Here is a 23,434-nt window from a genome sequence, read left to right as displayed (position 1 = left end):
GGCCGGGCATCTCGTGCTCGGCGAGGGTGATCTCCTTGCGACCGAACGCGGCAAGGGAGAGGTCCGCGACCTTGAAGTCGGTGGCGGTGGTGGTCATACGGGCTGCTCCTCGTGGTGGTCGAGGTGGACATGGACACGGCGCTGCCGCGCGGCATGGCGTTCCGAGTACTACGGACACACCTGTCCCCTTGTGGCAGCGCAATCCGTCGGAGGCCCTCTCTCCCTCGGCCGGTCGTTGTGCGATGACCGCCCGACCGCCATCAGCAGCGACGTCTGGCTACGTATGAATCTACACCGGACGGCGCTTCTGCCGCAGGGGGTCGCGGTCAGCGGCCGCCGGGGGTCTGGTCGGGGTCGGGGCCCGCCGCGGCGGCGGCCGCGCTGTAGATGTCGGGTTCGAGATAGATGACGCGGGCGATCGGCACTGCGGCGCGGATACGTTCTTCGGCCGCGTCGATGGCGGCGGCGACCTGGACGGCGGTGTCGTCGTGGTCCACGGCGATCTTGGCGGCGACCAGGAGTTCTTCCGGGCCGAGGTGGAGGGTGCGCATGTGGATGACGCCGGTGACGGTGTCCCCGTCGGCGATGGCGGTGCGGATGCGGTCGCTGACCTCAGGACCGGCGCCTTCGCCGATCAGCAGGGACTTGGTCTCCGCGGCGAGGACAAGTGCGATGCAGATGAGGAGAGTTCCGATGCACAGGGTGCCGATACCGTCCCAGACCCCGCTGCCGGTGGCGAGGGCGATACCGACGCCGGCCAGGGCGAGGACGAGGCCGATCAGGGCGCCGAAGTCCTCCAGCAGGACGATGGGGAGTTCGGGTGCCTTGGCGCGGCGGATGAACTCGGCCCAGGACAGGCCGCCGCGGGTGTGGTTGGACTCCTTCACCGCGGTACGGAAGGAGGAGCCCTCGGCGAGGATCGCGAAGACCAGGACGCCGACCGGCCAGTACCAGTGATCGACGGGGTGCGGGTGGCGGATCTTCTCGTAGCCCTCGTAGAGGGCGAACATGCCGCCGACGGAGAACAGGACGATCGAGACGAGGAAGGCGTAGACGTAGCGTTCGCGGCCGTAGCCGAAGGGGTGTTCGTCGTTCGCGGCGCGCTTGGCCTTCTTGCCGCCGATGAGGAGGAGCGCCTGGTTGCCGGAGTCGGCCACGGAGTGCACGCCTTCGGCGAGCATCGAGGACGAGCCGCTGAACGCGAAGGCGACGAACTTGGCGACGGCGATCGCGAGGTTGGCGCTGAGGGCCGCGATGATCGCCTTGCTTCCGCCTGACGCGCTCATGGGTGGTGGGTGTCCTTTCGGTCGGCTCGGTCGGCGGGCGCTCGGAACCCGTCGGTTCGGGGGTTCGGACGGGCATTGTCGCAGAGCCCTGTGGCGGCGTCCCGTTCGTCTGGCGGTGCGTCAGGCGGGCTACGCGGTCACGGTCGCCCGGAAGAGGGTGCCCTGGCCGGTGAGTTCGGTGCGTTCGCCGGCTGGGACGTAGGCGGATTCGCCCTGGGAGAGGGTGAGGGTGGCGGCAGGAGAGGAGGCGGCGTGGGAGGCGTCGACGGTGCGCAGGCGGATCTCGCCGCTGGTGCACAGCAGGATCTGCGGGGTGCCGGCGGGCAGTGTGCGGGGGTCGGCGCCGGGGGCGAGGAGGTAGCGGGAGAGGCGGAACTCGTCGATGGGGGCCGGGTAGAGCTCCTCGCCGTCGGGCGCAGCCTCAGGGCGGAGCACGCCCGGGTCGCCGGCCTCGAAGCGGACGATGCGCAGGAGTTCGGGTACGTCGATGTGCTTGGGGGTGAGCCCGCAGCGCAGGACGTTGTCGGAGTTGGCCATGATCTCGACACCGAGCCCGTCGAGGTAGGCGTGCGGGACGCCGGCACCGAGGTAGAGGGCTTCGCCGGGCTGGAGGCGTACGTGGTTGAGCAGCATCGCGGCGATGATGCCGCGGTCGCCGGGGAAGCTGTGGGCGGCCTTGGCGTAGGCGGCGTAGGCGGCGGCGTGGGAGGTGCCCGGGGTCGCTGCCAGGCGGGCAGCGGCCTCGGTGGCGGCGCGTACGGTCTCGGCCATGGCGGCGGGGTCCGCGCCGAGGACGGCCGCGAGGACCTCGCGCAGGGCACGGTCCTCGGGGTGGGCGCGCAGGATGTCGACGTAGGGCGTGAGGGTGGGGACACCCAGGGCGTCGATGAGGTCGGCGGCCTCCGCGGGCCGGCGGAAGCCGCACAGGCCGTCGAAGGGCGACAGCGCGACGATCATCTCGGGCTTGTGGTTGGCGTCCTTGTAGTTGCGCTGCGGGGCGTCCAGGGGAATCCCGCGGGCCTCCTCCTCGGCGTAACCGGCCGCGGCCTGGGCGAGGTCGGGGTGGACCTGGAGGGAAAGGGGCGCGCCGGCGGCGAGGACCTTGAACAGGAAGGGCAGGCGGGGGCCGAAGCGCTTGACGGCGGCTTCGCCGAGTTCCGCGGTGGGGTCCGCGTCGATGACGGCGTCGAGGGCGACGGGGCCGTGGCCGCGGTCGATGCGGGAGGGGGCTCCGGGGTGGGCGCCCATCCACAGTTCGGCTTGGGGCTCGCCCGTGGGCGCGGTGCCGAGGAGTTCGGGGATGGCGGTGGTGGAGCCCCAGGCGTAGGGGCGGATGGTGTTGGTGAGGCGATTCATTCCGGTCATGGTCTCTCGGTCGAGGCGACGGCCAGGTACGCGGCGGCGAAGTCGGTGAGGGCGAGGAGTTCTGCGGCGGTGTCGAGCGGGCTACCGCCGGGAGCGGTGATCTCGCTGAGCGGGGTGTCGTGGGCGTATGCCTGCTCGCGGGCGGCGGGTGCCGCGGAGCCGGGCTGGTCGGGGGCCTCCTGGAACAGGACGATGCGCAGTCGCAGTTCCTGGGTGTCCTCGACCCGGTCGCGGAAGAAGTCGTCGGGGTCGCCGGCCAGGGTGTGGGCGCCTGCCTGCAGGGGGCCGTGAGCGGTGAGGGCGGCAGGCAGTTCGGCGGCGAGTGCGGGCCGCCCGGCGCGGGTGGCGAGGACGGTCGCGAAGCGGCGCGCACCGGCGGCGGCGACCGGGCCCTGGCTCCACAACAGGGGCAGGGAGCCGTCGAGTTCGGCGGCGAGGGTCTTGGCCGGGTTGCTGTAGGTCGCGACGGCCGGCCCGCAGCGGGCGGCGATCGCGTCGAGCCGGTCGGCGACGGCCTGGAGGGCACTGGTGGACGCGCTGATCAGGCCGATCCGGCCGATGAGGGCCAGCACCGGGGTGAGCAGTGCCCAGAACGCGCCGGTGTCGGTCGTCGCCGGGGCGGAGTCGGCGGCCGAGTCGAAGCCGCCGCCCGGGCCGGCGAAGGGCAGCGCGATGCCGTGGACCTGTCCGACGGCGTCGGCCAGCGGGGCTCTGGCCGGAGTGACGGCGGCGGCGGTGCAGCCGCGGCGGTACGCCTGCTCGACGAGATCGGTGAGGCCCTGCTCGGTGCCGTGCTCGCTGAGCAGGAGCAGCAGGTCGAGGGGGCCGGTCCAGCCGGGCAGGGTCCAGCGGGCCTGCGCCGGTGTGGGGCCGGTCGGGGTGAGCAACTGGACCGGGGCCACGCCGGAGCCGAGCGCGGCGAACAGGTCGGCGACGGCGGCGGCCTCGGGACCGCTGCCCGCGATGAGCAGCGCACGCGGACGGCCGTCGGGCCGCAGTTCGGCCAGGCCCGCTTCCTCGGCGAGCCGTAGGGCGGTGCGCACCCGTGCGCCGGCCGCGGCGACGCCGCGCAGCAGTCCGTGGACGTCGGCGCGGGCGAGCGCGTCGGGGTCCTCCAACAGCGACTCGTCGAACAACACGACCTCCCGGTCGGGTGCGGGTACGGCCTGGGGTCAGGCGGGGCGGCGGGCCTCGTCGACGAGGAGCACGGGGATGTCGTCGCGCACGGGGTAGGCCAGGCCGCAGGTGCCGGAGGTGCACAGGAGTTCGGCCGCGGCGTCGTCCTCGCGCAGGGGCGCGTGGCAGGCCGGGCAGGCAAGGATCTCCAGGAGGCTGGGTTCGACGAGCGGCATGGCGGGTCCTCCGTGCGGGTTGCGGCGGTCGTGGGCCGTTGCGGCCTGCGGGTTCAGCCTATCGCCGTGCCCGGTGGCGGGTCGGACCCGCCCGCTTGCCGGCTCCCGTCCGGGCGCGGTCGGGAGCCGGGCGGCCCGTCCGGGCCGCGGTACGGCGCCGCCCGGACGCCCGGTCCCTGCCGGCAACCGGCCGAACGGCGCCGCCGTTCAGGCCCGTCGGCCCGGCGCGGACAGCGCGGTCAGTCGCGGACAATGGCGAGCACCCGGTCGCGCAGGAGCCCGACCGTCGCGGCGTCGCGGGCCTCGACGTTGAGCCGCAGCAGCGGCTCGGTGTTGGACGCGCGCAGGTTGAACCACCAGTCGGGGGTGGAGACGGTCAGGCCGTCGAGTTCGTCGAAGCTGACACCCTCCTCCGCCGAGAAGGCGGCCCGTACGGCGGCGGTACGGCCGGCCTGGTCGGCGACGGTGCTGTTGATCTCGCCGGAGCCCGCGTAGCGGTCGTAGGAGGCGACGAGGGCGGACAGCGGCCCCTCCTGGGTGCCGAGGGCGGCCAGCAGGTGGAGCGCGGCGAGCATGCCCGTGTCGGCGTTCCAGAATTCGCGGAAGTAGTAGTGCGCGGAGTGCTCGCCGCCGAAGACGGCGCCCGTCTGCGCCATCCGCTGCTTGATGAAGGAGTGGCCGACGCGGGTACGCACCGCGGTGCCGCCGTGCTCGGCGATGACCTCGGGCACCGAGCGGGAGGTGATCAGGTTGTGGATGACAGCGGCGCCCGGGTGCTTGGCCAGCTCACGGGCGGCGACCAGCGCGGTGACGGCCGAGGGGGAGACGGGTTCCCCGCGTTCGTCCACCGCGAAGCAGCGGTCCGCGTCGCCGTCGAAGGCGAGGCCGAGGTCGGCGCCGGTCTCGCGGACCTTCTCCTGGAGGTCGACGAGGTTCTTCGGGTCGAGCGGGTTGGCCTCGTGGTTGGGGAAGGTGCCGTCCAGTTCGAAGTACATCGGCACCAGGTCGATCGGCAGGCCGTCCAGGACGGTCGGCACGGTGTGGCCGCCCATCCCGTTCCCCGCGTCCACGACGACCTTCAGCGGGCGGATGCCGGACAGGTCGACCAGGGAGCGCAGGAAGCCCGCGTAGTCGCCGAGGACGTCGCGGGTGGTGATGGTGCCCGGGGTGGCGGCGCCGGCCGGCAGCCCGGTCGCGGACCACTGCTCGGCCAGGTCGCGGATCTCGGCGAGGCCGGTGTCCTGGCCGACGGGTGCGGCACCGGCCCGGCACATCTTGATGCCGTTGTACCGGGCGGGGTTGTGGCTGGCGGTGAACATCGCGCCGGGCAGGTCGAGACGGCCGCTGGCGAAGTACAGCTCGTCGGTGGAGCACAGGCCGATCTCGGTCACGTCCGCGCCCCTGGAGGCGGCGCCACGCGCGAAGGCGTGGGACAGCCCGGGCGAGGACGGCCGCATGTCGTGGCCGACGACGATGGCGGTGGCGCCGGTGACCGTGGCGAAAGCGGCGCCGAAGACCTCGGCGAGCGGCTCGTCCCACTGGTCGGGGACGACTCCGCGGATGTCGTACGCCTTGATGATCTGCGACAGGTCGGGTGACGCCGAAGAACCCGATGATTGGGGCACTGCACACCTCTGCGTTACGGTCCCGGGCGGTCCGGTCCGGACAACCTATCCGAGACGCGGTCCGGGGCCGGCGAGCCTACTGGTCCGGTGACCGCAGGACCCGCAGGTGCCCGCGCCGGGCGACCTCCACCGGGTCGATGTCGCGCGCGGTGGCCGCACCGCCCTGGCCGCGTTCGTGCGGGCGGGCCGCTTCCCTGACCGCGTTGGCGAGGGCTTCGAGGTCGTCGCCGCTGGGCCGGACCGGGCCGGTGTCGGTGGCCAGGCGGACGACCTCCCAGCCGCGCGGCGCGGTGAGCCGCTCGGAGTGCTCCGAGCACAGGTCGTAGCAGTGGGGTTCGGCGTACGTGGCCAGCGGGCCGAGCACGGCTGTGGAGTCCGCGTAGACGTACGTCAGTGTCGCGACGGCGGGGCGGCCGCAAGCGGTGCGCGAACAGCGACGTACAGGGCTCACGAGGTTGGACGGTACCGCACTCTTGAGCGGGCCGCGACGACTCTCCGCCAGGTCACCCGGTCGTGTCGCTCGGCGCCGTTCAGGGCCGGCTACGCCGGATGTACGAGGCTGACCTGCGGCAACCGTCGGAGCACCAGAAGCGGATACCGAGAGTAACGCTGTGGCCGCCGTCGTCACGTGCGTCGGGTTCGCATGCCGGCTGGCGGATATCCGTCACTTCTGTGGCCCGATCCGGTCCCAACGGGAAACGGATCGGGCAGTAACCGGTCACTGTCGCGGTCGCAGACGCGGCCGGCGGCCGGGGCGTGGCTCGCCCGTACGGCGGGCCGGGCGCGGGTGGAGGTGACGCCCTGCTGTGCGGACCCGTCTCGGGGGCTAGGCTCACGCTGATGGACAGTTCGGCCCCCACTCCCCCGCCCCAGCCCGCGCCTCGGCCGCGGCACCGCGACCGCCACGGCCGCGGCATGCGCGGGCCCATCGCGCCCCCGCAGGTGCCGCTCGCGCTCAGCCGGGCCGACGCCTTCGACGACCTGGTGCGCGATGCCGCCGACCGGTTGGAGCGGCGCTGGCCGCAACTGGCCGACGTGGAGTTCGCCGTGCAGGACGTGCCCTGGCCGCAGGACGCTCCGCCGTCCGACGGCGACCCGGTGCCGCTCGGGCGGCTGATCGGCGCGGCGAAGGACCGGCCGAGCCGGATCGTGGTCTACCGCCGCCCGGTGGAGATCCGCGCCAAGGGCCGCGACGAGCGGGCGCTGCTGGTGCACGAGGTCGTCGTCGAGCAGGTCGCCGAGCTGCTCGGGCTGTCGCCGGAGAACGTCGACCCCAAATACGGCGAGGAGTGAGGGCCGCCTTCGCACCCTGGGCGCGAAGGCGGCACGACGGCGCCTGCGACCCTAGGACGCCAGGCGGCGCCAGGCACCCTGGGCGATCACGCACCCCAGGAGGCCAGGCGCCCCAGGACGCTAGTGCTGAAGGACGCGCAGGTCGGATGCGGCCTGCGGCACGTCGACCATCCCCTGGTCGTCCGGCATCGGCTGGATCGTGAACATCGGCACCCCGTCGAGCGGCAGCGCCAGCATCCGTGACGCGTACAACTGCCCGCCGGACAGCCGCTGCACGGTCACCGCGTAGGAGCCCTTGAGGCCGGAGGGCTCCGAGGGAGCCATGGACAGGGTCGAGCCCGCCTTGACGGTGACCGTCTTGCCGGCGGCGGTGCCCGCGGTGGAGCCCGCCGAAGAGGTGATCTTCACGCTGACGTCCTTGCCGGTGGCGGTCAGGGCGAGCGTGGAGCCCTTGGCGCGGTTGTCGGCGACCGTCGCCTGCCGGTCGATCGGGCTGGTCGCGGGCAGGAAGGCGATCTCCTGCTTGCTGCCCTTGCCGCGGGTGATCCGCAGCGCGGCCACCACCGGTACCGGGGAGTGCGAGCTGCTCGATCCGATGACCAGGGACCCGGCGTCGCCCTTGGTGAGGTCCCCGAGGTCGACGGCCGTGGTCATGCCGCTCCGCACGTGCAGCGTCTCGTGGCCGGCCGGGGTGATCGAGCCGGTGGAGGTGGCGAGCTTCAGCGTCAGGTCGGCGTCGTCGGAGCCGGGCGCATAGGTGATCAGGCGGACGTCGGTGGCATCGGCGGGGATGCCCGGCATGACGAGGTCGCCGGCGGGCTGGGCGGCGGCCGGCAGCCAGTCGGTGCCGGCCTTGTTGTCGGTGGCCTGCACGGCCGCACCGACCCGGCCGCTGCGCGCGACGACGTGCACGGTCAGGTCCTGGACCTTGTCGGCGATGAGCGTGGACAGCAGCACCGGCTTGGAGCTGTTGCCCGGGACCGTGATGCCGTCGCCGGTCGAGCCCTTGAGCTGGCCGTCCTTGCCGTACAGGTCGACATCCACCACGGCGGGGGTCTCGTCGGGGTTGACCAGGTGGACGTAGTCCTGGCGGCCGTCCTGGGTGCTGGCACCGGGGAACCAGAACTCGCTGTCGGGGGCGACACACGAGGTGCCGAGCAGGCCGCGGCCGGGGCCGTCGCTCACGACGGTCGTCTGCTGCACGCTCCACCCGGGCGCCAGGGGGCCGTTCGCCGTGCCGATGAGCGCGGGCGAGTCCGACTTGTCGGTGGACGACGTGACGGGCTTGCCGGTGGCGGTGAGCGGCTTGAGCGCCTTGGGTTTGGGCGTGGCCGGCAGCAGCGTGGCGTCGCCGCCGGACGCGCCGGTGCCCGAACCGCTGCCGGGCGGCGTGAAGGACGTGTACGTGGTGTCGGCGAACTCCGACGTCGACGGCTCGGGGCACAGCAGGGTGCTGCGCTGGACCGGCAGGCGCGACGCGGACGCCGCAGGGGCGGTGTGCGAGTCGTCTCCACCGGTCATCGAGGCCGCGCCGGTCAGGACGGCGAGCGCGACCACGGCACCGGCCAGGGACAGGGTGCTGCGGTTCACTGGTAGTCGCTCCCATCGCGGCGCTGGTCGCCATCTGCGTAGTACGGGGCGGGGTCGACGTAGCCGGCCTGGTCGGGATACGGCTGCTGCCCGCCGCCCTGGCCGTCCTGGCCCTGCTGCTCGCCGTACTCCTGCCGCTGCTCGCCGTAGCCCTGTTCGTACGGCGCCTGGCCGTCCTGGGCGGGCTGCTGCGCCGCGTAGGGGTCGTAGCCGGGCTGCGCCGGGTAGCCGTAGGAGTCGCCGTACGCCTGCTGGTCGTACGTCCCGGGCTCGGCCGGGTACGGCTGCTGCCCGCCCTCCCAGCCGGGGGCGCCCTGGGCGTAGGACGGGTCCGGGTAGCCGCCTTCTTGGTAGCCGCCCTCCTGGTAGCCGGTGTCCTGGTACGTGTAGCCGTCGGCGCTCTCAGGGGCCGCGTACGGGTCGTAGCCGCCGGCCGGGGCGGGATAGCCGGGCTGCTGGTCGTAACCGGCTTCCTGGGCCTCCTGGGCCTCTTCCCGGGCGGGCGGTACGCGGACCGGCAAGGGTTCGGCGGGGGCGTCCGGGGAATCGGGCTCCTCGACCGTCGCGGTGGATGGCGCGGCGGCGGAGGTCGAGGCGGCCCCGTCCGCGGCTTCGGCGGCCTCCGCGTCCGCGGCTGCCTGGAGGCGGCGGGCGCGGCGGCCCTCGCCCGTGGCCTGGCCGGGGATGTCGGCGGTGACGGCGCCCTCCGCGTCGGGCAGGTCGTCGTCGATCTCCTGACGGCGGCCGGGCAGCGCGAGCACGACGACGACGAGCAGCAGGAGCGCCTGGACACCGAGCCAGCCGATGTGGGTGATCGGCTCCTTGTAGGTCACGTCCAGGCGGCCGCCGGTGGCCGGCAGGTCGAAGCCCTGCGCCCAGCCGTCGACGGTGACCGGGGTGAGCGCGGAGCCGTCGAGGGTGGCGTGCCAGCCGGAGCCGGCGGTGTCGGCGATGCGCAGCACCCGGCCGGACGGGCCGGCGGGCACCTTGGTGTGCGCCTGGATGCGGCCCGAGGGGACGCTGACGGGCTGGGAGCCCTTGCTGGTGATGGTGATGCGGGCGACGTTCTGGTTGACCTGCCACAGCTCGGTGCCGTCGGACTGGCTGAGCCGGGACAGGCCGGGGGTGCTGTCGAGGACGCGGCCGAAGGAGTGGGGCGCGCCCTTGGGGGCCAGGACGTAGCGGACCGCGTATCCGGCGAGCCGGCTGCCCTGGTCGGCGCCGGACCCCGCGACGAGGTTGGCCACCACGGTGTCCAGGGCGTGGTCGTGGGGTGCCTCGGCGGCGAGTTCGGCGTCGCCTATCCGGGCGCCGGAGCCGCGCACGACGGCGTAGTCAACGTGGCCTTCGGTGCCACTGATCACCAGGGTGCGGGGCTGGTCGCTGGTGGTTGCTTCCTCGGCGACGAACGCGGGCACCTGCTGCGGGTTGGTGCGCTTGAGCGGGCCGTCGGCGCCGTCGATGACCCAGGTGAAGGCGGCGAGCAGCGGGGCGGCGACCGCGGCGAAGGCGACCAGGGCGGCGACCGGCTGGCGCCAGCCGAAACCGCTGGCGGCGATCCGCTCGTTGGCGCCCTCGGCGCCGATCGCGGCGGCGGCCAGCAGCGCGAGACCGTAGACCAGGGTGGCGGGACCGGCCCAGTCCTTGCCGTTCTCGATGACGGCGAAGAGCAGGCCGGTCAGGGCGACGGCCCAGGCGGTGACGATGGCGGTGCGGCGGGTGCCGCGCATCAGGGCGGCGAGGGCGGCCAGCACCACACCGATCAGCAGGAAGCCGCCGGACGCCTTGGGGCCGCCGGGGCTGAGCAGGAGCAGGTCGAGGCCGGAGGCGGTCTTGGTGGAGTACGCCAGGCCGGCCTCGTTGAGCATGCGCCCGGGGTGCGCGAGCAGGGTCAGCGACCAGGGGGCGAGGAGCACCATCGGGGTGACGACCAGGGCGGCCGAGCGCAGGAGCTGCGGCACCAGCAGTTGCTGCTGTCCGCGCACCAGGCGCCAGGCGATCGCTCCGGCGGCGAGCACCAGGGCGATCGGCCAGGTGACCGGCGTGAACGCGGTGGTGAAGGTGAGCATCAGGGCGAGCACCCAGGTGGCGCGCCAGCCGGGACGGGTGCCGCGCTCGATGGCGGAGTCGCTCAGTTGCAGGCCCGCGGAGGAGATCGCGGCGCGCGCCATGAGCGGCAGCAGGATCGCCAGGACGGCGGTGCCCAGGCGGCCGCCGGCCAGCGCGCCGGTCGCGGCCGGCAGGAACGCGTAGGCGACCGATGCCCAGGCGCGCAGCAGGCGGGACTCGACCAGCGGCCGGGAGGCGAAGTAGGCGGTGACGCCGGCCAGCGGCACGGAGGCGACCAGGAACAGGGTCAAGGTCAGGCCGGTGGAGCCGAACAGCACGGTGGCGAAGAGCGCGAGGACCGCGATGTACGGGGGCGCGGCCTGGGTGCCGCCGTTGCCGAGCGCGTGCCAGGAGCCCGCGTAGGTGTCCCACAGGTCGGAGGCGCCGGGGTCGGCCGGGAGCAGGGCGCCGCCGGCCAGCGCTCCTCCGCCGAGCAGGCCGCGGCAGGCGGCCAGGGAGACGACGAGCAGGACGGCGAAGAGCACCGGCCCCGGTTTGCGGGCGATCCGTTTCAGCCGGCCGAACTGCTCCAGCTCCAGGAAGTCGCCGTCCTCGTCGCCGGGTCCGGACTCGACGGCGCCGCCATGGCGGCCGGCGGCGGCGGTCGCGGCGTCGGCGCGGCCGGCGAAGTTGCTGACGACCTGGTCGACGGTGGCGCGCACGGTCGCGCCGGGCGGCGGGAACAGGGGGCGCAGTTCGGACGGCGGTATGGCGCCGCGGCCTCGGCGGCGGCGGGCGGCGAGTACGCGGCCGGGACGCAGCAGGACGCCGAGCAGGCCGACGATCTCGTCGACGGCCTGGCCGGGCACCTTGCCGACGAGGTAGGCGAGGGTGCGCAGCAGGGTGCCGACGACGATGCGGAGCATGACGTACGGGAGCAGCGGGCCGCGGGTGTTGGCCAGGAGGGTGTAGACGGCGCCGGACTTGTCGACGCGGTGCGGGTTGACCGCGGAGCGGCCGGCGCAGTCGACGGGCCGGCGTTCGCGGGAGGCGGCCTCGGCGTGCCGCATCACCGCGTCGGGGGCGATCAGGACGGTGTGGCCGGCGGCGTGGGCGCGCCAGCAGAAGTCGACGTCGTCGCGCATGAGGGGCAGGCGCCGGTCGAAGCCGCCGAGTTCCTCCCACACGTCGCGGCGCACGAGCATGCCGGCGGAGGAGACGGACAGCACGGGGCGGACCTGGTCGTGCTGGCCCTGGTCCTGCTCGCGGCGCTCCAGGCCGGTCCAGCGGCGTCCGCTGCGGGCGATGGAGACGCCGGTCTCCAGGAGTTGGCGGCGGTCGTACCAGCTGCGCAGCTTGGGGCCGATGATCGCGGCGGACGGCGAGGTCTCGGCGGTGCGCAGCAGCGCGGCCAGCGCCCCGGGGTCGGGTTCGCAGTCGTCGTGCAGCAGCCACAGCCACTGGATCGGGTCGCCTTGCGGCTCGGCGGGCTCGTCGTACGCGTCGTCGTTCCAGGTGCGGCTGACGGGGTCCCAGCCGCTGCGGCGGCGCAGGTAGGGCAGGTCGTCCGCGGTCAGGGGCGTGGTGGAGCGGGCGGCCTCCTCGACGGCGGCGCCGAAGCCGGTGCGGCGGGCGAGGTGCAGCACCCGCTGGTCGCCGAGGGCTTCGGCGAGCAGCCGGGCGGAGTCGTCGGCGCTGCCGGTGTCGGCGGCGACGACGTCCTGGACCGGACGGTCCTGCGCGAGCAGCCCCTGGAGGGCCTTGGGCAGCCAGCGCGCGCCGTCGTGCGCGACGAGCACGGCGGTGACGACATGGCGCGGGAACTCAGGGGTACCGGGCGGATGGACGGCCGGTGCTGGGCTGTTCACGGACATCGAGGTTCGGGCCCCGGTTCGCTGGACTGCGGTGGACGCATCAACCCGCCACTGGCGGGGCATGCATCTCGGACGGCCCCCCACACTAACGGCTCACAACGGCGCGGCCGTCCGGGTGTGGGCACAACAGCGGCCCGCCTGCCGTGCCGAAGGGCGCGGGAGACGGGCCGGATGCGAGGTCCCCGAGGGGCGGGAACCGGGTGGGCGGCGGGGTGCCGGCCAGGGATCGGGGGTCAGACGACGCCCTTCTTCAACCGGCGGCGCTCCCGCTCGGACAGGCCGCCCCAGATGCCGAAGCGCTCGTCGTTGGCGAGGGCGTACTCCAGGCAGTCGGAGCGGACTTCGCAGGCGAGGCAGACCTTCTTCGCCTCGCGGGTGGAGCCGCCCTTCTCGGGGAAAAAGGATTCGGGGTCGGTCTGCGCACACAGCGCGCGCTCCTGCCAGCCGAGTTCCTCGTCGGCCTCTTCAGCCAGCAGCAACTGGAACTGCTCGGTCATGCGCGCCCCTGTCTGTCGTGCTTCCCCGTGATGGTGCCTGGCCGTCGGACCACGTCCGGCGGTCCGGCCGAACGACACGAGTGAAATTACAAGTGTGCCGATCCGGGCCAGTCAAGCCGAGATCTGCTATTGGGCCCGTTATTCACTCCGCTGAACCAAGGAGTGACAGATAGTGTTGATATCGGCCTAAACGACCGCATCCGTCAACCATGGCCCTCACGGCCAAACGCTCACGTTCCGTCAGACGCTGCGGTGACGGGCGACGTTCCGTCCGTTCGAGTGAAGCGTTGCGGATCACATTTCGATCACAGAAGCACAACGTCATACCGGGATGGCGCGTTCTCCCAGATCCGGAAGGCAATCCGCATCAGATCTGCGCGGATGCGCCACCTCCTATCCGCACCCCGTCGCGCACAAACCTTTCACCACCCGACCCTGCCGGATCAGGTGAAAGCAGTCGGGCATTTCGGACATTCGGTTGACAGGCCACCGCTCCGACCGCTTTGCTTGCTCTCATGCATGCCGAGCACAACGCGCCCTTCCGGACTCGCCGCCGCGAGTCCTGCTGCGTCGCGCTCGCACAGAGCTGTTGTTGTTCCTCCCGCTGCCGCTGATCCCCTGACCGGCCGCCACGGCCGCCGGCACCTTCCGCATCATGCGCACCCCGAGGAACTCACCCCATGTACTCCGACGTCTCGATCGCCGGTGACCCGCTCGAACTGCCCCACCTGCTCCCGCCGGTGCCCCAACACCCCCACAGCGTCGCGGAGTTCGCCGGGCTGGCCCGCTCCATCGCCGCCGACCGCGCGCAGTGGGCTCCGCAGGTGCGCTACGACGCCACCACCCGTTGGTACGCACGCCTGCGAACCGGCCCCGGCTACGAGGTGTGGCTGCTGAGCTGGCTGCCCGGACAGGGCAGCGGGCTGCACGACCACGGCCTTTCCAGCGGGGTGCTCACCGTCCTGGACGGCACCTTGCACGAACGCGCGCTGACCGCCCGCGGCGAGACCCGCCGCACCCTGACGCCCGGTCACCAGCGCGTGTTCGCCCCCGGCTACGTCCACGACGTCGTCAACGAGTCGCTGGACGGCGCCGTCAGCCTGCACGTGTACTTCCCCGGGCTGACCGAGATGACCCCGTACGCGTGCACGCCCGGCGTCCGCACGCCCGCACAGGCGTAGCCGGCGGGACGGCCCGGCGTCCCCGGTCGCGGGGCTGACAGACTGGGCCCATGCGAATCGTGGTTCTGGCCGGAGGTATCGGAGGAGCGCGCTTCCTGCGCGGCCTCAAGGCAGCGGCGCCGGAGGCGGACATCACCGTCATCGGCAACACCGGAGACGACATCCACCTGTTCGGGCTGAAGGTCTGTCCCGACCTGGACACCGTCATGTACACCCTGGGCGGCGGCATCCACGAGGAGCAGGGCTGGGGGCGGGCCGACGAGACCTTCGCGGTCAAGGAGGAGCTCGCGGCCTACGGCGTCGGGCCGGAGTGGTTCGGGCTGGGCGACCGGGACTTCGCCACGCACATCGTCCGCAGCCAGATGATCAGCGCCGGCTACCCGCTCAGCGCGGTCACCGAGGCGCTGTGCGCCCGCTGGAAGCCCGGGGTGCGGCTGATCCCGATGTCCGACGACAGGATCGAGACGCACGTGCTCGTCGAGGTCGACGGGGAGCGCAAGGCGATCCACTTCCAGGAGTACTGGGTGCGGCTGCGCGCTTCGGTGCCCGCGCACGCGGTGGTGCCGGTGGGCGCGGAGGGCGCGAAGCCCGCGCCCGGGGTGCTGGAGGCGATCGGCAGCGCCGATGTGATCGTCTTCCCGCCGTCCAACCCGGTGGTCAGCGTCGGCACCATCCTGGCCGTGCCCGGCGTGCGGGAGGCCATCGCGGAGGCCGGGGTGCCGGTGGTGGGCCTGTCCCCCATCGTCGGTGACGCGCCGGTGCGCGGGATGGCCGACAAGGTGCTGGCCGCCGTGGGCGTCGAGTCCACCGCTGCGGCGGTGGCGGCGCACTACGGCAGCGGGCTGCTGGACGGGTGGCTCGTCGACACCGTGGACGCGGGCGCCGTCGAGGAGGTCGAGGCGGCCGGCATCCGCTGCCGAGCGGTGCCGTTGCTCATGACGGACCTGGAGGCGACCACGCGGATGGCGCGGGAAGCGCTCGCGTTCGCCGAGGAGGTGCGGGCATGACCGCGGAAGCGCCCCGCTACGAGGTGTTCGGGGTGCCCGGGATCGGCGAGGTGCAGCCGGGTACCGACATCGCCAAGCTGATCGCCGAGGCCGGCACCGACCTCGCCGACGGCGATGTGCTGCTGGTCACGTCGAAGATCGTCAGCAAGGCCGAGGGGCGCGTGGTGGACGCGGACGACCGCGAGGCCGCGATCGACGCCGAGGCGGTGCGGTTGGTGGCCCGTCGCGGGCCGACCCGGATCGTGGAGACGCGGCACGGCTTCGTGATGGCTGCGGCCGGGGTCGACGCGTCCAACACCCCCGCGGGCACCATCCTCCTGCTGCCCGAGGACCCCGACGCGTCGGCCCGCGCCATCCGGGACGGGCTGCGCGACGCGCTGGGAGTGCGGGTCGGCGTCATCGTCACCGACACCTTCGGGCGGCCCTGGCGCGAAGGGCTCACCGACGTGGCGATCGGCGCGGCCGGCGTGCGGGTGCTGGACGATCTGCGCGGCGGCCAGGACTCCCACGGTAACCCGCTGAGCGTCACGGTCACCGCGACCGCGGACGAACTGGCCGCGGCCGGCGACCTCGTCAAGGGCAAGGCCACGGGGCTGCCGGTCGCGGTGGTGCGCGGCCTGGGCGGCGTACTGCTGCCGGCCGCCCCCCGAGCGGATGGCGCCGCGGACGGTAGCGGCAGCGGCACCGGCACCGGCCCCGGTCAGGACGACGACGGCGCGGGCGACATCGGGGCGCGGGCGCTGGTCCGGGTCGCCGCCAACGACATGTTCCGGCTCGGCACATCGGAGGCGGTGCGGGAGGCGGTGTCGCTGCGCCGCACCGTACGGGAGTTCACCGACGTCCCCGTGGACCCCGCCGCCGTACGGCGTGCCGTGGCCCTCGCGGTGACGGCGCCCGCCCCGCACCACACCACGCCCTGGCGGTTCGTGCTGCTGGAGACGCCCCAGGTGCGGGTGCGGCTGCTCGACGCGATGCGCGACGCCTGGGCCGCGGACCTGCGCGGGGACGGCTTCTCCGAGCAGAGCGTCGCCAAGCGGCTGCGGCGCGGCGACGTGCTGCGCAAGGCGCCGTACCTGGTGGTGCCGTGCCTGGTCACCGAGGGCGGCGCACACCCGTACCCGGACGCGCGGCGGGCGACGGCCGAGCGGGAGATGTTCCTGGTCTCCGGCGGCGCCGGCGTGCAGAACTTCCTGGTCGCCCTGGCCGGCGAGCAGTTGGGGTCGGCGTGGGTGTCCTCGGCGCTGTTCTGCCGCGACGTGGTGCGGGAGGTCCTCGACCTGCCGCCCTCCTGGGACCCGCTCGGCACGATCGCGATCGGGCGGCCGGCGGAGGCGCCCGCGCCCCGGGCCGAGCGCGCGGCCGAACCGTTCCTCGCGGTGCGCTGACCGCCCCCGGCGGGCGGCGGGCCGTCCCCGCGGCCGACCGGTGCGGCTTCAGTGGTGGCGGGGCGGCGCCATCCGCGGCGCGCGCCGGGGCGGTGCGGGCGCGGCGAGCAGGATCAGCCGGGTGGCGCGGTGCCGCTGCCCTTCGTACGGGGCGAGCAGGCGCAGCATCGTCTCGTCGTCGGAGCGCGGTTCGCCGGTGAGGGCGTAGCCGATGTGATGCGGGAGGTGGAGGTCGCCGACGGTGACGGCGTCGGGGGCGCCGTGGCTGCGCTGGAGGGTTTCCGCGGCGGTCCACGGCCCGATGCCGGGGACCGTACAGAGCAGGGCGGCTGCGTCCTCGGCCGGGCGGTCGGCGAGGGAGTCCAGGCGGGCGCCGAGGCGGACCGCGCGCAGGACGGCGGAGGCCCGCTTGTTGTCGACGCCGGCGCCGCGCCAGTCCCACGACGGCACCCGGGCCCAGCCGCGCGGGTCCGGCATGACCCGCATGCCGCGCGGGATGTCGGCGCCCTGCGGCCCCGGGGCGGCCTCGCCGTGCTGGAGCAGGAGCAGCCGCCAGGCGCGGTACGCCTCGATCGTGGTGACCTTCTGCTCCAGTACGGACGGGATCAGCGATTCCAGCACCAGGCCGGTGCGGGTCAGCCGCAGTCCGGGGTGCCGCCGGTGGGCGGCGTGCACGATGCGGTGCCGCGGCACGAAGGCGGACGGGTCGTCGTCGGCGCCGAGGAGCGCGGGGAGGCCGTCGAGCAGCCACTGGGCGCCCGGGCCCCAGGCCGTGCCCTCGATCGCGGCCGGGCTGCCGGTCAGTCGCAGGGTGCCGGGACCGGCGGGGGTACGGCTGGCCCGCCACACCGTGCCGTCGGGGGCGATGCGGAAGGCGGGGTCGCCGCCGCCACGGCGCAGCGGCATGAGGGTGCGGCGTACGTCGAGCGGGGCCGGGGGCACCCACGTACGCGTGCGGCCCGGCGCCGGGGAGGGCGGCTGCGTCGGGGCGGTCGCCTGCGCGGCGGCCGCCCGCGGGGGCGCGGTCTCTTCGGGCACCCCGGAAGGGTATAGCGCGCCGCCGGGGAGCCCCGCCGCGAACGTCACGGTTCGCCCCGGGCCGGCCCCGGCGGCCGCTTGCCGTGTCGGTCGCCGTGCCGGGTTACCGGTCGGGCTACCGGTCGGGCTACCGGTCGGAGGAGAAGCGGATGGCGGCCGCGGGGAGGCGGGCGTCGCACCAGACGCGGGCGCCGCGGAGGAGTTCGTTGTCGGAGCCGACGTCGGCGTTGTCGCCGATCACCGCGCCGACGAGGACCGTACGGGAGCCGACGCGGGCGTTCGCGCCGACGAGGCTGTCGCGGATCACCGCGCCGGGGGCGATGTGGGCGCCGGACAGGATGGCGCTGCCCTCGACGAGGGCGCCGGAGCCGATGACGGCGCCGGGGGCGACGGAGGTGCCGCCGAAGAGTTTGGCGTCGTCGGCGACGACCGCGCCGGGCAGGACGAGGTGCTCGCCGCGGCGGCCGGGGACCGCGGGCGAGGGGGCGCGGCCGAGGACGAGATCGGCGGAGCCGCGTACGAAGGCTTCGGGGGTGCCGAGGTCGAGCCAGTAGGTGGAGTCGACCATGCCGTGCAGGTGGGCGCCGTCGGCGAGCAGTCCGGGGAAGGTCTCGCGTTCGACGGAGACCGGGCGCCCGGCGGGAATCGCGTCGAGCAGGGCGCGGGTGAAGACGTACGCGCCGGCGTTGATCTGGTCGGTGACGATCTCCTCGGGCGTCTGCGGCTTCTCCAGGAACGCGGTGACGCGGCCGTCGGGGTCGGTGGGGACGAGGCCGAAGGCACGCGGGTCGTCGACGCGGGTGAGGTGCAGCGACACGTCGGCGCGGTGGGTGCGGTGGGCGGTGACGAGGGCGCGGATGTCCAGGCCGGTGAGGATGTCGCCGTTGAAGACGAGGACCGGTTCGTCGGGCGCGGAGTGCAGCCGGTGGGCGACGTTGCGCAGGGCGCCGCCGGTGCCGAGCGGATCGGTCTCGGTGACGTACTCCAGGTGCAGGCCGAGCGCGGAGCCGTCGCCGAAGTGCGGTTCGAAGACCTCGGCCAGGTAGGACGTGGCCATCACGATGTGCTCGACACCGGCGGCGCGGGCCCGGGCCAGCTGGTGGGTGAGGAACGGGACCCCCGCGGCCGGGACCATCGGCTTGGGGGTGTGTACGGTGAGCGGGCGCAGTCTGGTGCCCTTGCCGCCGACCAGCAGGATCGCCTCGGTGGCGGGACGTTGGGTCGGATCGGCTGTACCGGCCGCGGAGGCGGGGTGTGCTCGCATGGGAACGATAGTGGCATAAGCGGTAAACCCGATAAACCATCATCTGATAACTCGTCAACCGTTTCGCCACCCCGTCCGACGGCCGCACCGCGCGGCGCCGCGGATCTTCCCAGGTAGCCTGACCGGCGTGACCTCCAGCGCACTGACTCCCGCCGGACTGCTCGCCGACGCGCTGCGCGCGGACCCGGGCCGCCCGTTGATCACGTTCTACGACGATGCGACCGGCGAGCGGGTCGAGTTGTCGGTGGCGACGTTCGCCAACTGGGTGGCGAAGACCGCGAACCTGCTCCAGGACGGCCTCGGCGCCGAGCCCGGCGACCGGGTGGCGCTGCTGCTCCCGGCGCACTGGCAGACCGCGGTGTGGCTGCTGGCCGCGTTCTCCACCGGCGTGGTCGCGGTGCCCGGCGGCGACCCCGCGGACGCGGACCTGGTGGTGAGCGGCCCGGACACGCTGGCGGAGGCGGAGAGCTGCGGCGGCGAGCGGATGGCGCTGGCGCTGCGGCCGCTCGGCGGGCGGTTCCCGCAGCCGCCGCGGGGGTTCGCGGACTACGCCGTCGAAGTGCCGGGCCAGGGTGACCGGTTCGTACCGTATGTGCCGGTGGGTCCGGACGACCCGGCGCTCGAACTCCCGGGCGGCGAGGTGCTGACCGGCGGCGAGGTGGTGGTCAGGGCGCGCTCCGAGGCCGACGTGCTGGAGCTGTCACCTGGCTCGCGGCTGCTGTCCGGACTGCCTTACGACGGCTGGAACGGCCTGGCCGCGGGGCTGTTGGCGCCGCTCGCCGCCGAGTCCTCCGTCGTCCTGTGCCGCCACCTCGACCAGTTGCCGGCCGACGGGCTGGCCCGCCGCAAGGACGCGGAGCGGGTCACCCACACGGCAGTGCCGGACGCCGGCTGAGCGCCCGCTGATCGCGCGGGTGTCGATCCTGCATGAGAACTTCCTCAACTCCCGCACGTAATGGGTGCCCTGGGCAACCCTTGAGGCGTTTCGACAGTCTGAACGAATGCCGTGCGGGTACTCGGGTCCGATCCCCCGGCGACTGATGACGCCCGGCGCGATCCGCCGGGCCCCTGACCGAGGGACGGGCACGACGTGACCACGCCAGCAGAGCCACCGCAGGACGACTCCGCCGCCGACGCGGCGGACGGCTCCGCGACGGAGGCGGCCGACGCAGCGGACCAGAGCGACACGGACTCCGACGGCCCCGACGCGGACGACGGCTCCGACGCCGACAAGGGTTCGGATTCGGGCGAGGCTTCGGATTCGGGCGAGGGTTCCGATACGGGCGAGGACGCGCCGAGTTCGGCAGCCGCACCCGTCGCCGAGCCGACCGCCGAGGGCACCGCGGACGCCCCGAAAGAGCCCGGCCCCCCAGAAGCATCGGACGCCTCGGACGTACCGGAAGTACCGGACGTACCGAACGCCCCCGAGATACCCGGCATATCGAACTCGGCGACCGCCGAGGACTCCCCCGAGGACGCCCCCGGCACCCCGGAGACGGCAGTCGCCGCGGCCGCGGCGGACACCCCCGCCGCCCCCGCCCCCCGGCGCCGTTTCCGCTGGCTGAAGGTCGTCGCGATCAGCACCGCCGTCCTCGTGCTGGCCTGCGCGGGTGGCGTCTGGTACGTGTACCAGCAGCTCAACGGCAACATCACCACCGACACGGTGACCGAGAACGAGCTTAAGGCGCAGGCGTCGCAGCGCCCGCCCGAGGGCCCCGCCTCGACCGAGAACATCCTGCTGATCGGCTCGGACATCCGCGACGGCGCCAACGCGAAGTACGGCAAGGACAGCGGGCAGCGCTCGGACACCACGATCCTGCTGCACCTGTCGGCCGACCGCAGCAACGCCACCGCGGTGAGCATCCCGCGCGACCTGATGATGCACGTGCCGAAGTGCACCAAGTCCGACGGCAGCACGGTCAGCCCGGCGTTCGAACAGTTTAACTGGGCCTTCCAGTTCGGCGGCGCGGCCTGCACGATCCGCGCGGTCGAGGAGCTGACCGGGGTGCGGGTCGACCACCACCTGATCGTGGACTTCAGCGGCTTCAAGAAGATGGTGAACGCGGTCGACGGCGTCGAGATCTGCACGCCGGAGCCGATCGACGACAGCTACTCGCGCCTCCACCTGTCCGCCGGCAAGCACAAGCTCAACGGCGAGCAGGCGCTGGGCTACGTACGGGTCCGGCACGGCATCGGTGACGGCAGCGACACCGAACGGATCAGCCGCCAGCAGGACTTCCTCGCGTCGCTGATCAAGAAAGTGCAGAGCAACGGGGTGCTGCTCAACCCGGGGAAGGTGTACCCGCTGCTGAACGCGGCCACCCACTCGCTGACCGCCGACCCCGGCCTCAACTCGCTCAGCGAGCTGTACTCGCTCGCGCAGCGCCTGCAGAAGATCCCCACCGGCGCGATCCACTTCGTCACCACGCCCGTCGAGCAGTACGTCAAAGACCGCAACCGCGACCAGCTGGTGGAGCCCGACGCCGACAACCTCTTCGCCGCGGTGCGCGCCGACCAGCCCGTGCGGGTGAGCAGCGACGGCAAGAGCAGCGGTTCCCACGGCGGCTCCAGCACGGCCCCGGGCAGCCCCGACCCGTCCGGAACCCCGTCGGGCAGCACCTCGGGCACCCCGTCGAACACGCCCTCGAGCACCCCTTCGAACACCTTGACGTTCAAGGGAACGACGGCCGACCGAGACATCTGCGGCGAAGGCCGATGAACTAAGGTAGGGCGCTCCGGCCACTGCGGATGGAGGTCCCGAGCGACCGTGGACACGCAAGGCTCCGGGTACGTCGACCCGGCGGACCAGTGGGTGCTCGACCCGGTCACGGGCACCTACCAACTGCGGCTGGAACCGGCCGAGTCGGCGGACCCGCCCGCAACCGGCTCCGTATCTCCGCAGGAAACGCCGGCCGCCTCCGCCGCTCCGGCCGCTCCCGTGGCGCCCGCCGCCGTACCGCCGGACGCCGCCGTACCGCCGCCCGCCGCCGTACCGCCGCCCGCCACCCCGCGCGCCCCGGGCAGCCGCCGGGCCCCCTCCGGCCGGGGCGCCCGGCGCGCGCACGGGGCCGCGAACGGAACGGCGACCGGGGGCGCCCCGAGCCGCCGCAAGCCCAAGCAGCGCAGGAGCAAGGCGATGCTGTGGACGGCCGGCACCATCGGCCTCGCGGTCGTCGCCGGCGGGATCGGCGGCTACGTCGCCTTCCACCGCTCCGGCACCGTGGTCCACGCCGTGGACGTCGGCAACGCGGGCAGCGCGGCCTTCTCCACCACCGGGCAGATGAACGTACTGGTGCTGGGCACCGACAGCCGGGCCGGCCTCGGCCACGAGCACGGCACCGCGGCCGCGACCGGGCAGGCCGACACCGCGGTGCTGCTGCACCTGTCGGCCGACCGGAGCAACGCCACCGCGGTGAGCATCCCGCCCAACCTGGTCACCGATGTGCCCGAGTGCCCGGTGGGCAACACGGTGGTGAAGGGCGCGAGCGGGCAGCGGTTCTCCACGGTGCTCGCCGGGCGCGACCCCGGCTGCGCGATGCGGCTGGTCACGCAGCTCACCGGGGTGCGGGTGGACCACTTCCTGATGGTGGACTTCGCGGCGGTGCAGAAGCTGACCACGGCGCTCGGCGGCGTGGAGATGTGCCTGAAGGAGCCGCTGCGCGACCCGGCGTCCGGTCTGTCGCTGGGCGCGGGCAAGCAGAAGGTGGCCGGCGCGCAGGCGCTGGCGCTGGTGCGCGCCGAGCGGGAACTGCCCGGCTCGTCGGGTGTGCCCGCCGGCGGCGACCTGGCCAGGGTGCAGGTGCAGGAGCGGTTCCTGGCCGCGCTGTTCCGTACCGCCACCTCGGGCGCGACCCTGACCGATCCGAAGAAGCTCACCGCGCTGGCCACCACGGCGGCGAGCCTGCTGACCGTGGACACCCCGATCGGCAGCGTCAGCGCGCTGGACGACCTGGCCGGGGAGTTCGGCAAGGTCGACGGGAAGCACTTCACGTTCGCCGAGCTGCCGGTGAAGGACAACCCGGCCGACGGCACCCACCATACGGTCGTCCTCGACAAGGCGAAGTCGACGCAGCTGTTCGACGTGGTCAAGCAGGACATCTCGCTGTCGCGCGGCCCGGTCGGGACCGACGCCAAGCTCGTCGGCGCCAAGGCCACCCCGCACGACACGCGGGTGACGGTCTACAACGGCACCGGCACCTTCGGCGCCTCCCAGGACGTGCTCGCCTGGCTGCAGAACGACGAGGGCGTCAACCGCTCCGCCAACGGCGGCGACTCCTCGCAGCACCCCGCGAAGACGACCCTGCGGTACGCCCCCAACCAGGCCGACCAGGCCCGCTCGCTCGCCGCGATGATGGGCCTGCCCGCCTCGGCCCTGATCGAGGGCACCAAGGACGTGCCACCGCTCACGTACATGTCGCTCACCCTGGGCGCGGACTACACCGCGCCCGGCACCCCCATCGCGTTGCCCACCACCCCGCCCAAGGGCCTGAAGTCGATCACCGCGGACGACACCACCTGCGTGGGATAGGTCACACTCCTGATTGTCCGGTGATGACCCATGTGTCCGGTCCCGCAACCCCGTTGACGGCGACGCGGCGAGCCGGCGGGCGTTTCGGGTGCCCGGTGCC

The 23,434-nt window shown here is 73.6% G+C and carries 19 protein-coding genes (1 of these 19 only partly in view); 7 read left to right on the top strand and 12 right to left on the bottom strand.

What is annotated here, in order from left to right; translation table 11 throughout:
• From ahcY to OG896_RS25280, 7 genes are all read right to left on the bottom strand, one after another.
• Positions 1-97 carry the 5' portion of an adenosylhomocysteinase gene (ahcY, locus tag OG896_RS25310; protein ID WP_329369000.1) on the bottom strand. It extends 1,355 nt beyond the left edge of the window, so the window shows 97 of its 1,452 coding nt (coding positions 1-97); its start codon is at positions 95-97; the stop codon falls past the left edge of the window.
• A gap of 229 nt (positions 98-326) precedes the next feature.
• A complete protein-coding gene (locus OG896_RS25305; RefSeq protein WP_329368998.1) occupies positions 327-1,286 on the bottom strand; it encodes a cation diffusion facilitator family transporter in 960 nt (319 codons plus the stop codon).
• Positions 1,287-1,415: 129 nt separating this feature from the next.
• A complete protein-coding gene (gene manA / locus OG896_RS25300) occupies positions 1,416-2,642 on the bottom strand; it encodes a mannose-6-phosphate isomerase, class I (RefSeq protein WP_329374252.1) in 1,227 nt (408 codons plus the stop codon).
• A 5-nt stretch (positions 2,643-2,647) separates the two neighbouring features.
• On the bottom strand, positions 2,648-3,787 hold the full coding sequence (locus OG896_RS25295; RefSeq protein ID WP_329374250.1) for an SIS domain-containing protein: 1,140 nt from the start codon (positions 3,785-3,787) through the stop codon (positions 2,648-2,650).
• A 36-nt stretch (positions 3,788-3,823) separates the two neighbouring features.
• Complete coding sequence (locus OG896_RS25290) at positions 3,824-4,003, bottom strand: Trm112 family protein (RefSeq protein ID WP_329368996.1); 180 nt, start codon at positions 4,001-4,003, stop codon at positions 3,824-3,826.
• A 239-nt stretch (positions 4,004-4,242) separates the two neighbouring features.
• Positions 4,243-5,628, bottom strand: a complete 1,386-nt coding sequence (locus OG896_RS25285) for a phosphomannomutase/phosphoglucomutase (protein WP_329368993.1) — start codon at positions 5,626-5,628, stop codon at positions 4,243-4,245.
• A 76-nt stretch (positions 5,629-5,704) separates the two neighbouring features.
• Positions 5,705-6,130, bottom strand: coding sequence for a DUF3499 domain-containing protein (locus OG896_RS25280; RefSeq protein ID WP_328474135.1), 426 nt, complete (start codon positions 6,128-6,130; stop codon positions 5,705-5,707).
• Positions 6,131-6,468: 338 nt separating this feature from the next.
• Between OG896_RS25280 and OG896_RS25275 the strand changes: the two genes are divergently transcribed.
• Entirely contained in the window at positions 6,469-6,921 is a 453-nt protein-coding gene (locus tag OG896_RS25275; protein ID WP_329368991.1) for a metallopeptidase family protein, read from the top strand.
• Between the two features lie 120 nt (positions 6,922-7,041).
• Here the strand turns inward: OG896_RS25275 and OG896_RS25270 are convergent, their stop codons facing one another.
• The 3 genes from OG896_RS25270 to OG896_RS25260 all read right to left on the bottom strand — a co-directional run bounded on the left by OG896_RS25270 (position 7,042) and on the right by OG896_RS25260 (position 12,931).
• Positions 7,042-8,511: a DUF5719 family protein gene (locus OG896_RS25270; protein ID WP_329368989.1), complete on the bottom strand. Its 1,470-nt coding sequence runs from the start codon at positions 8,509-8,511 to the stop codon at positions 7,042-7,044.
• Positions 8,508-12,434: a glycosyltransferase gene (locus OG896_RS25265; protein ID WP_329368987.1), complete on the bottom strand. Its 3,927-nt coding sequence runs from the start codon at positions 12,432-12,434 to the stop codon at positions 8,508-8,510. Before OG896_RS25265 ends, OG896_RS25270 begins: the two co-directional genes overlap by 4 nt.
• Positions 12,435-12,667: 233 nt before the next feature.
• Positions 12,668-12,931 (bottom strand): WhiB family transcriptional regulator, encoded by a 264-nt coding sequence (locus OG896_RS25260; protein ID WP_031519519.1) that lies wholly within the window; start codon positions 12,929-12,931, stop codon positions 12,668-12,670.
• A gap of 680 nt (positions 12,932-13,611) precedes the next feature.
• Between OG896_RS25260 and OG896_RS25255 the strand changes: the two genes are divergently transcribed.
• From OG896_RS25255 to OG896_RS25245, 3 genes are read left to right on the top strand one after another with little or no spacing between them, the layout of a single operon-like run.
• On the top strand, positions 13,612-14,112 hold the full coding sequence (locus OG896_RS25255) for a cysteine dioxygenase (RefSeq protein WP_329368985.1): 501 nt from the start codon (positions 13,612-13,614) through the stop codon (positions 14,110-14,112).
• A 50-nt stretch (positions 14,113-14,162) separates the two neighbouring features.
• A complete protein-coding gene (cofD, locus tag OG896_RS25250; RefSeq protein WP_328464689.1) occupies positions 14,163-15,119 on the top strand; it encodes a 2-phospho-L-lactate transferase in 957 nt (318 codons plus the stop codon).
• Positions 15,116-16,504 carry a coenzyme F420-0:L-glutamate ligase gene (locus OG896_RS25245; protein WP_329368983.1) on the top strand — a complete coding sequence of 463 codons (1,389 nt, stop codon included), beginning with the start codon at positions 15,116-15,118 and terminating at the stop codon, positions 16,502-16,504. Before cofD ends, OG896_RS25245 begins: the two co-directional genes overlap by 4 nt.
• A gap of 48 nt (positions 16,505-16,552) precedes the next feature.
• Here OG896_RS25245 and OG896_RS25240 read toward each other — a convergent pair whose 3' ends face one another.
• Together OG896_RS25240 and OG896_RS25235 are read right to left on the bottom strand one after the other, a co-directional pair.
• Complete coding sequence (locus tag OG896_RS25240) at positions 16,553-17,542, bottom strand: DNA-3-methyladenine glycosylase family protein (protein ID WP_402452204.1); 990 nt, start codon at positions 17,540-17,542, stop codon at positions 16,553-16,555.
• A gap of 127 nt (positions 17,543-17,669) precedes the next feature.
• Positions 17,670-18,806, bottom strand: coding sequence for an NDP-sugar synthase (locus OG896_RS25235; RefSeq protein ID WP_329368981.1), 1,137 nt, complete (start codon positions 18,804-18,806; stop codon positions 17,670-17,672).
• A gap of 127 nt (positions 18,807-18,933) precedes the next feature.
• On the opposite strand from OG896_RS25235, the gene OG896_RS25230 reads away from it, so the two are divergent.
• From OG896_RS25230 to OG896_RS25220, 3 genes are all read left to right on the top strand, one after another.
• Complete coding sequence (locus OG896_RS25230) at positions 18,934-19,701, top strand: TIGR03089 family protein (protein WP_329368980.1); 768 nt, start codon at positions 18,934-18,936, stop codon at positions 19,699-19,701.
• 195 nt (positions 19,702-19,896) lie between these two features.
• Positions 19,897-21,525 (top strand): LCP family protein, encoded by a 1,629-nt coding sequence (locus tag OG896_RS25225; protein WP_329368978.1) that lies wholly within the window; start codon positions 19,897-19,899, stop codon positions 21,523-21,525.
• Positions 21,526-21,573: 48 nt separating this feature from the next.
• Positions 21,574-23,334 carry an LCP family protein gene (locus tag OG896_RS25220; RefSeq protein ID WP_329368976.1) on the top strand — a complete coding sequence of 587 codons (1,761 nt, stop codon included), beginning with the start codon at positions 21,574-21,576 and terminating at the stop codon, positions 23,332-23,334.
• The last annotated feature ends 100 nt before the right edge of the window (positions 23,335-23,434 follow it).

The organism is Streptomyces sp. NBC_00669, assembly GCF_036226785.1.
In the GTDB taxonomy this organism is placed as follows: Bacteria; Actinomycetota; Actinomycetes; order Streptomycetales; family Streptomycetaceae; genus Actinacidiphila.
The sequence above is the reverse complement of the archived record's forward strand: the minus strand, read 5'-3'. Positions and strand labels throughout refer to the sequence as shown.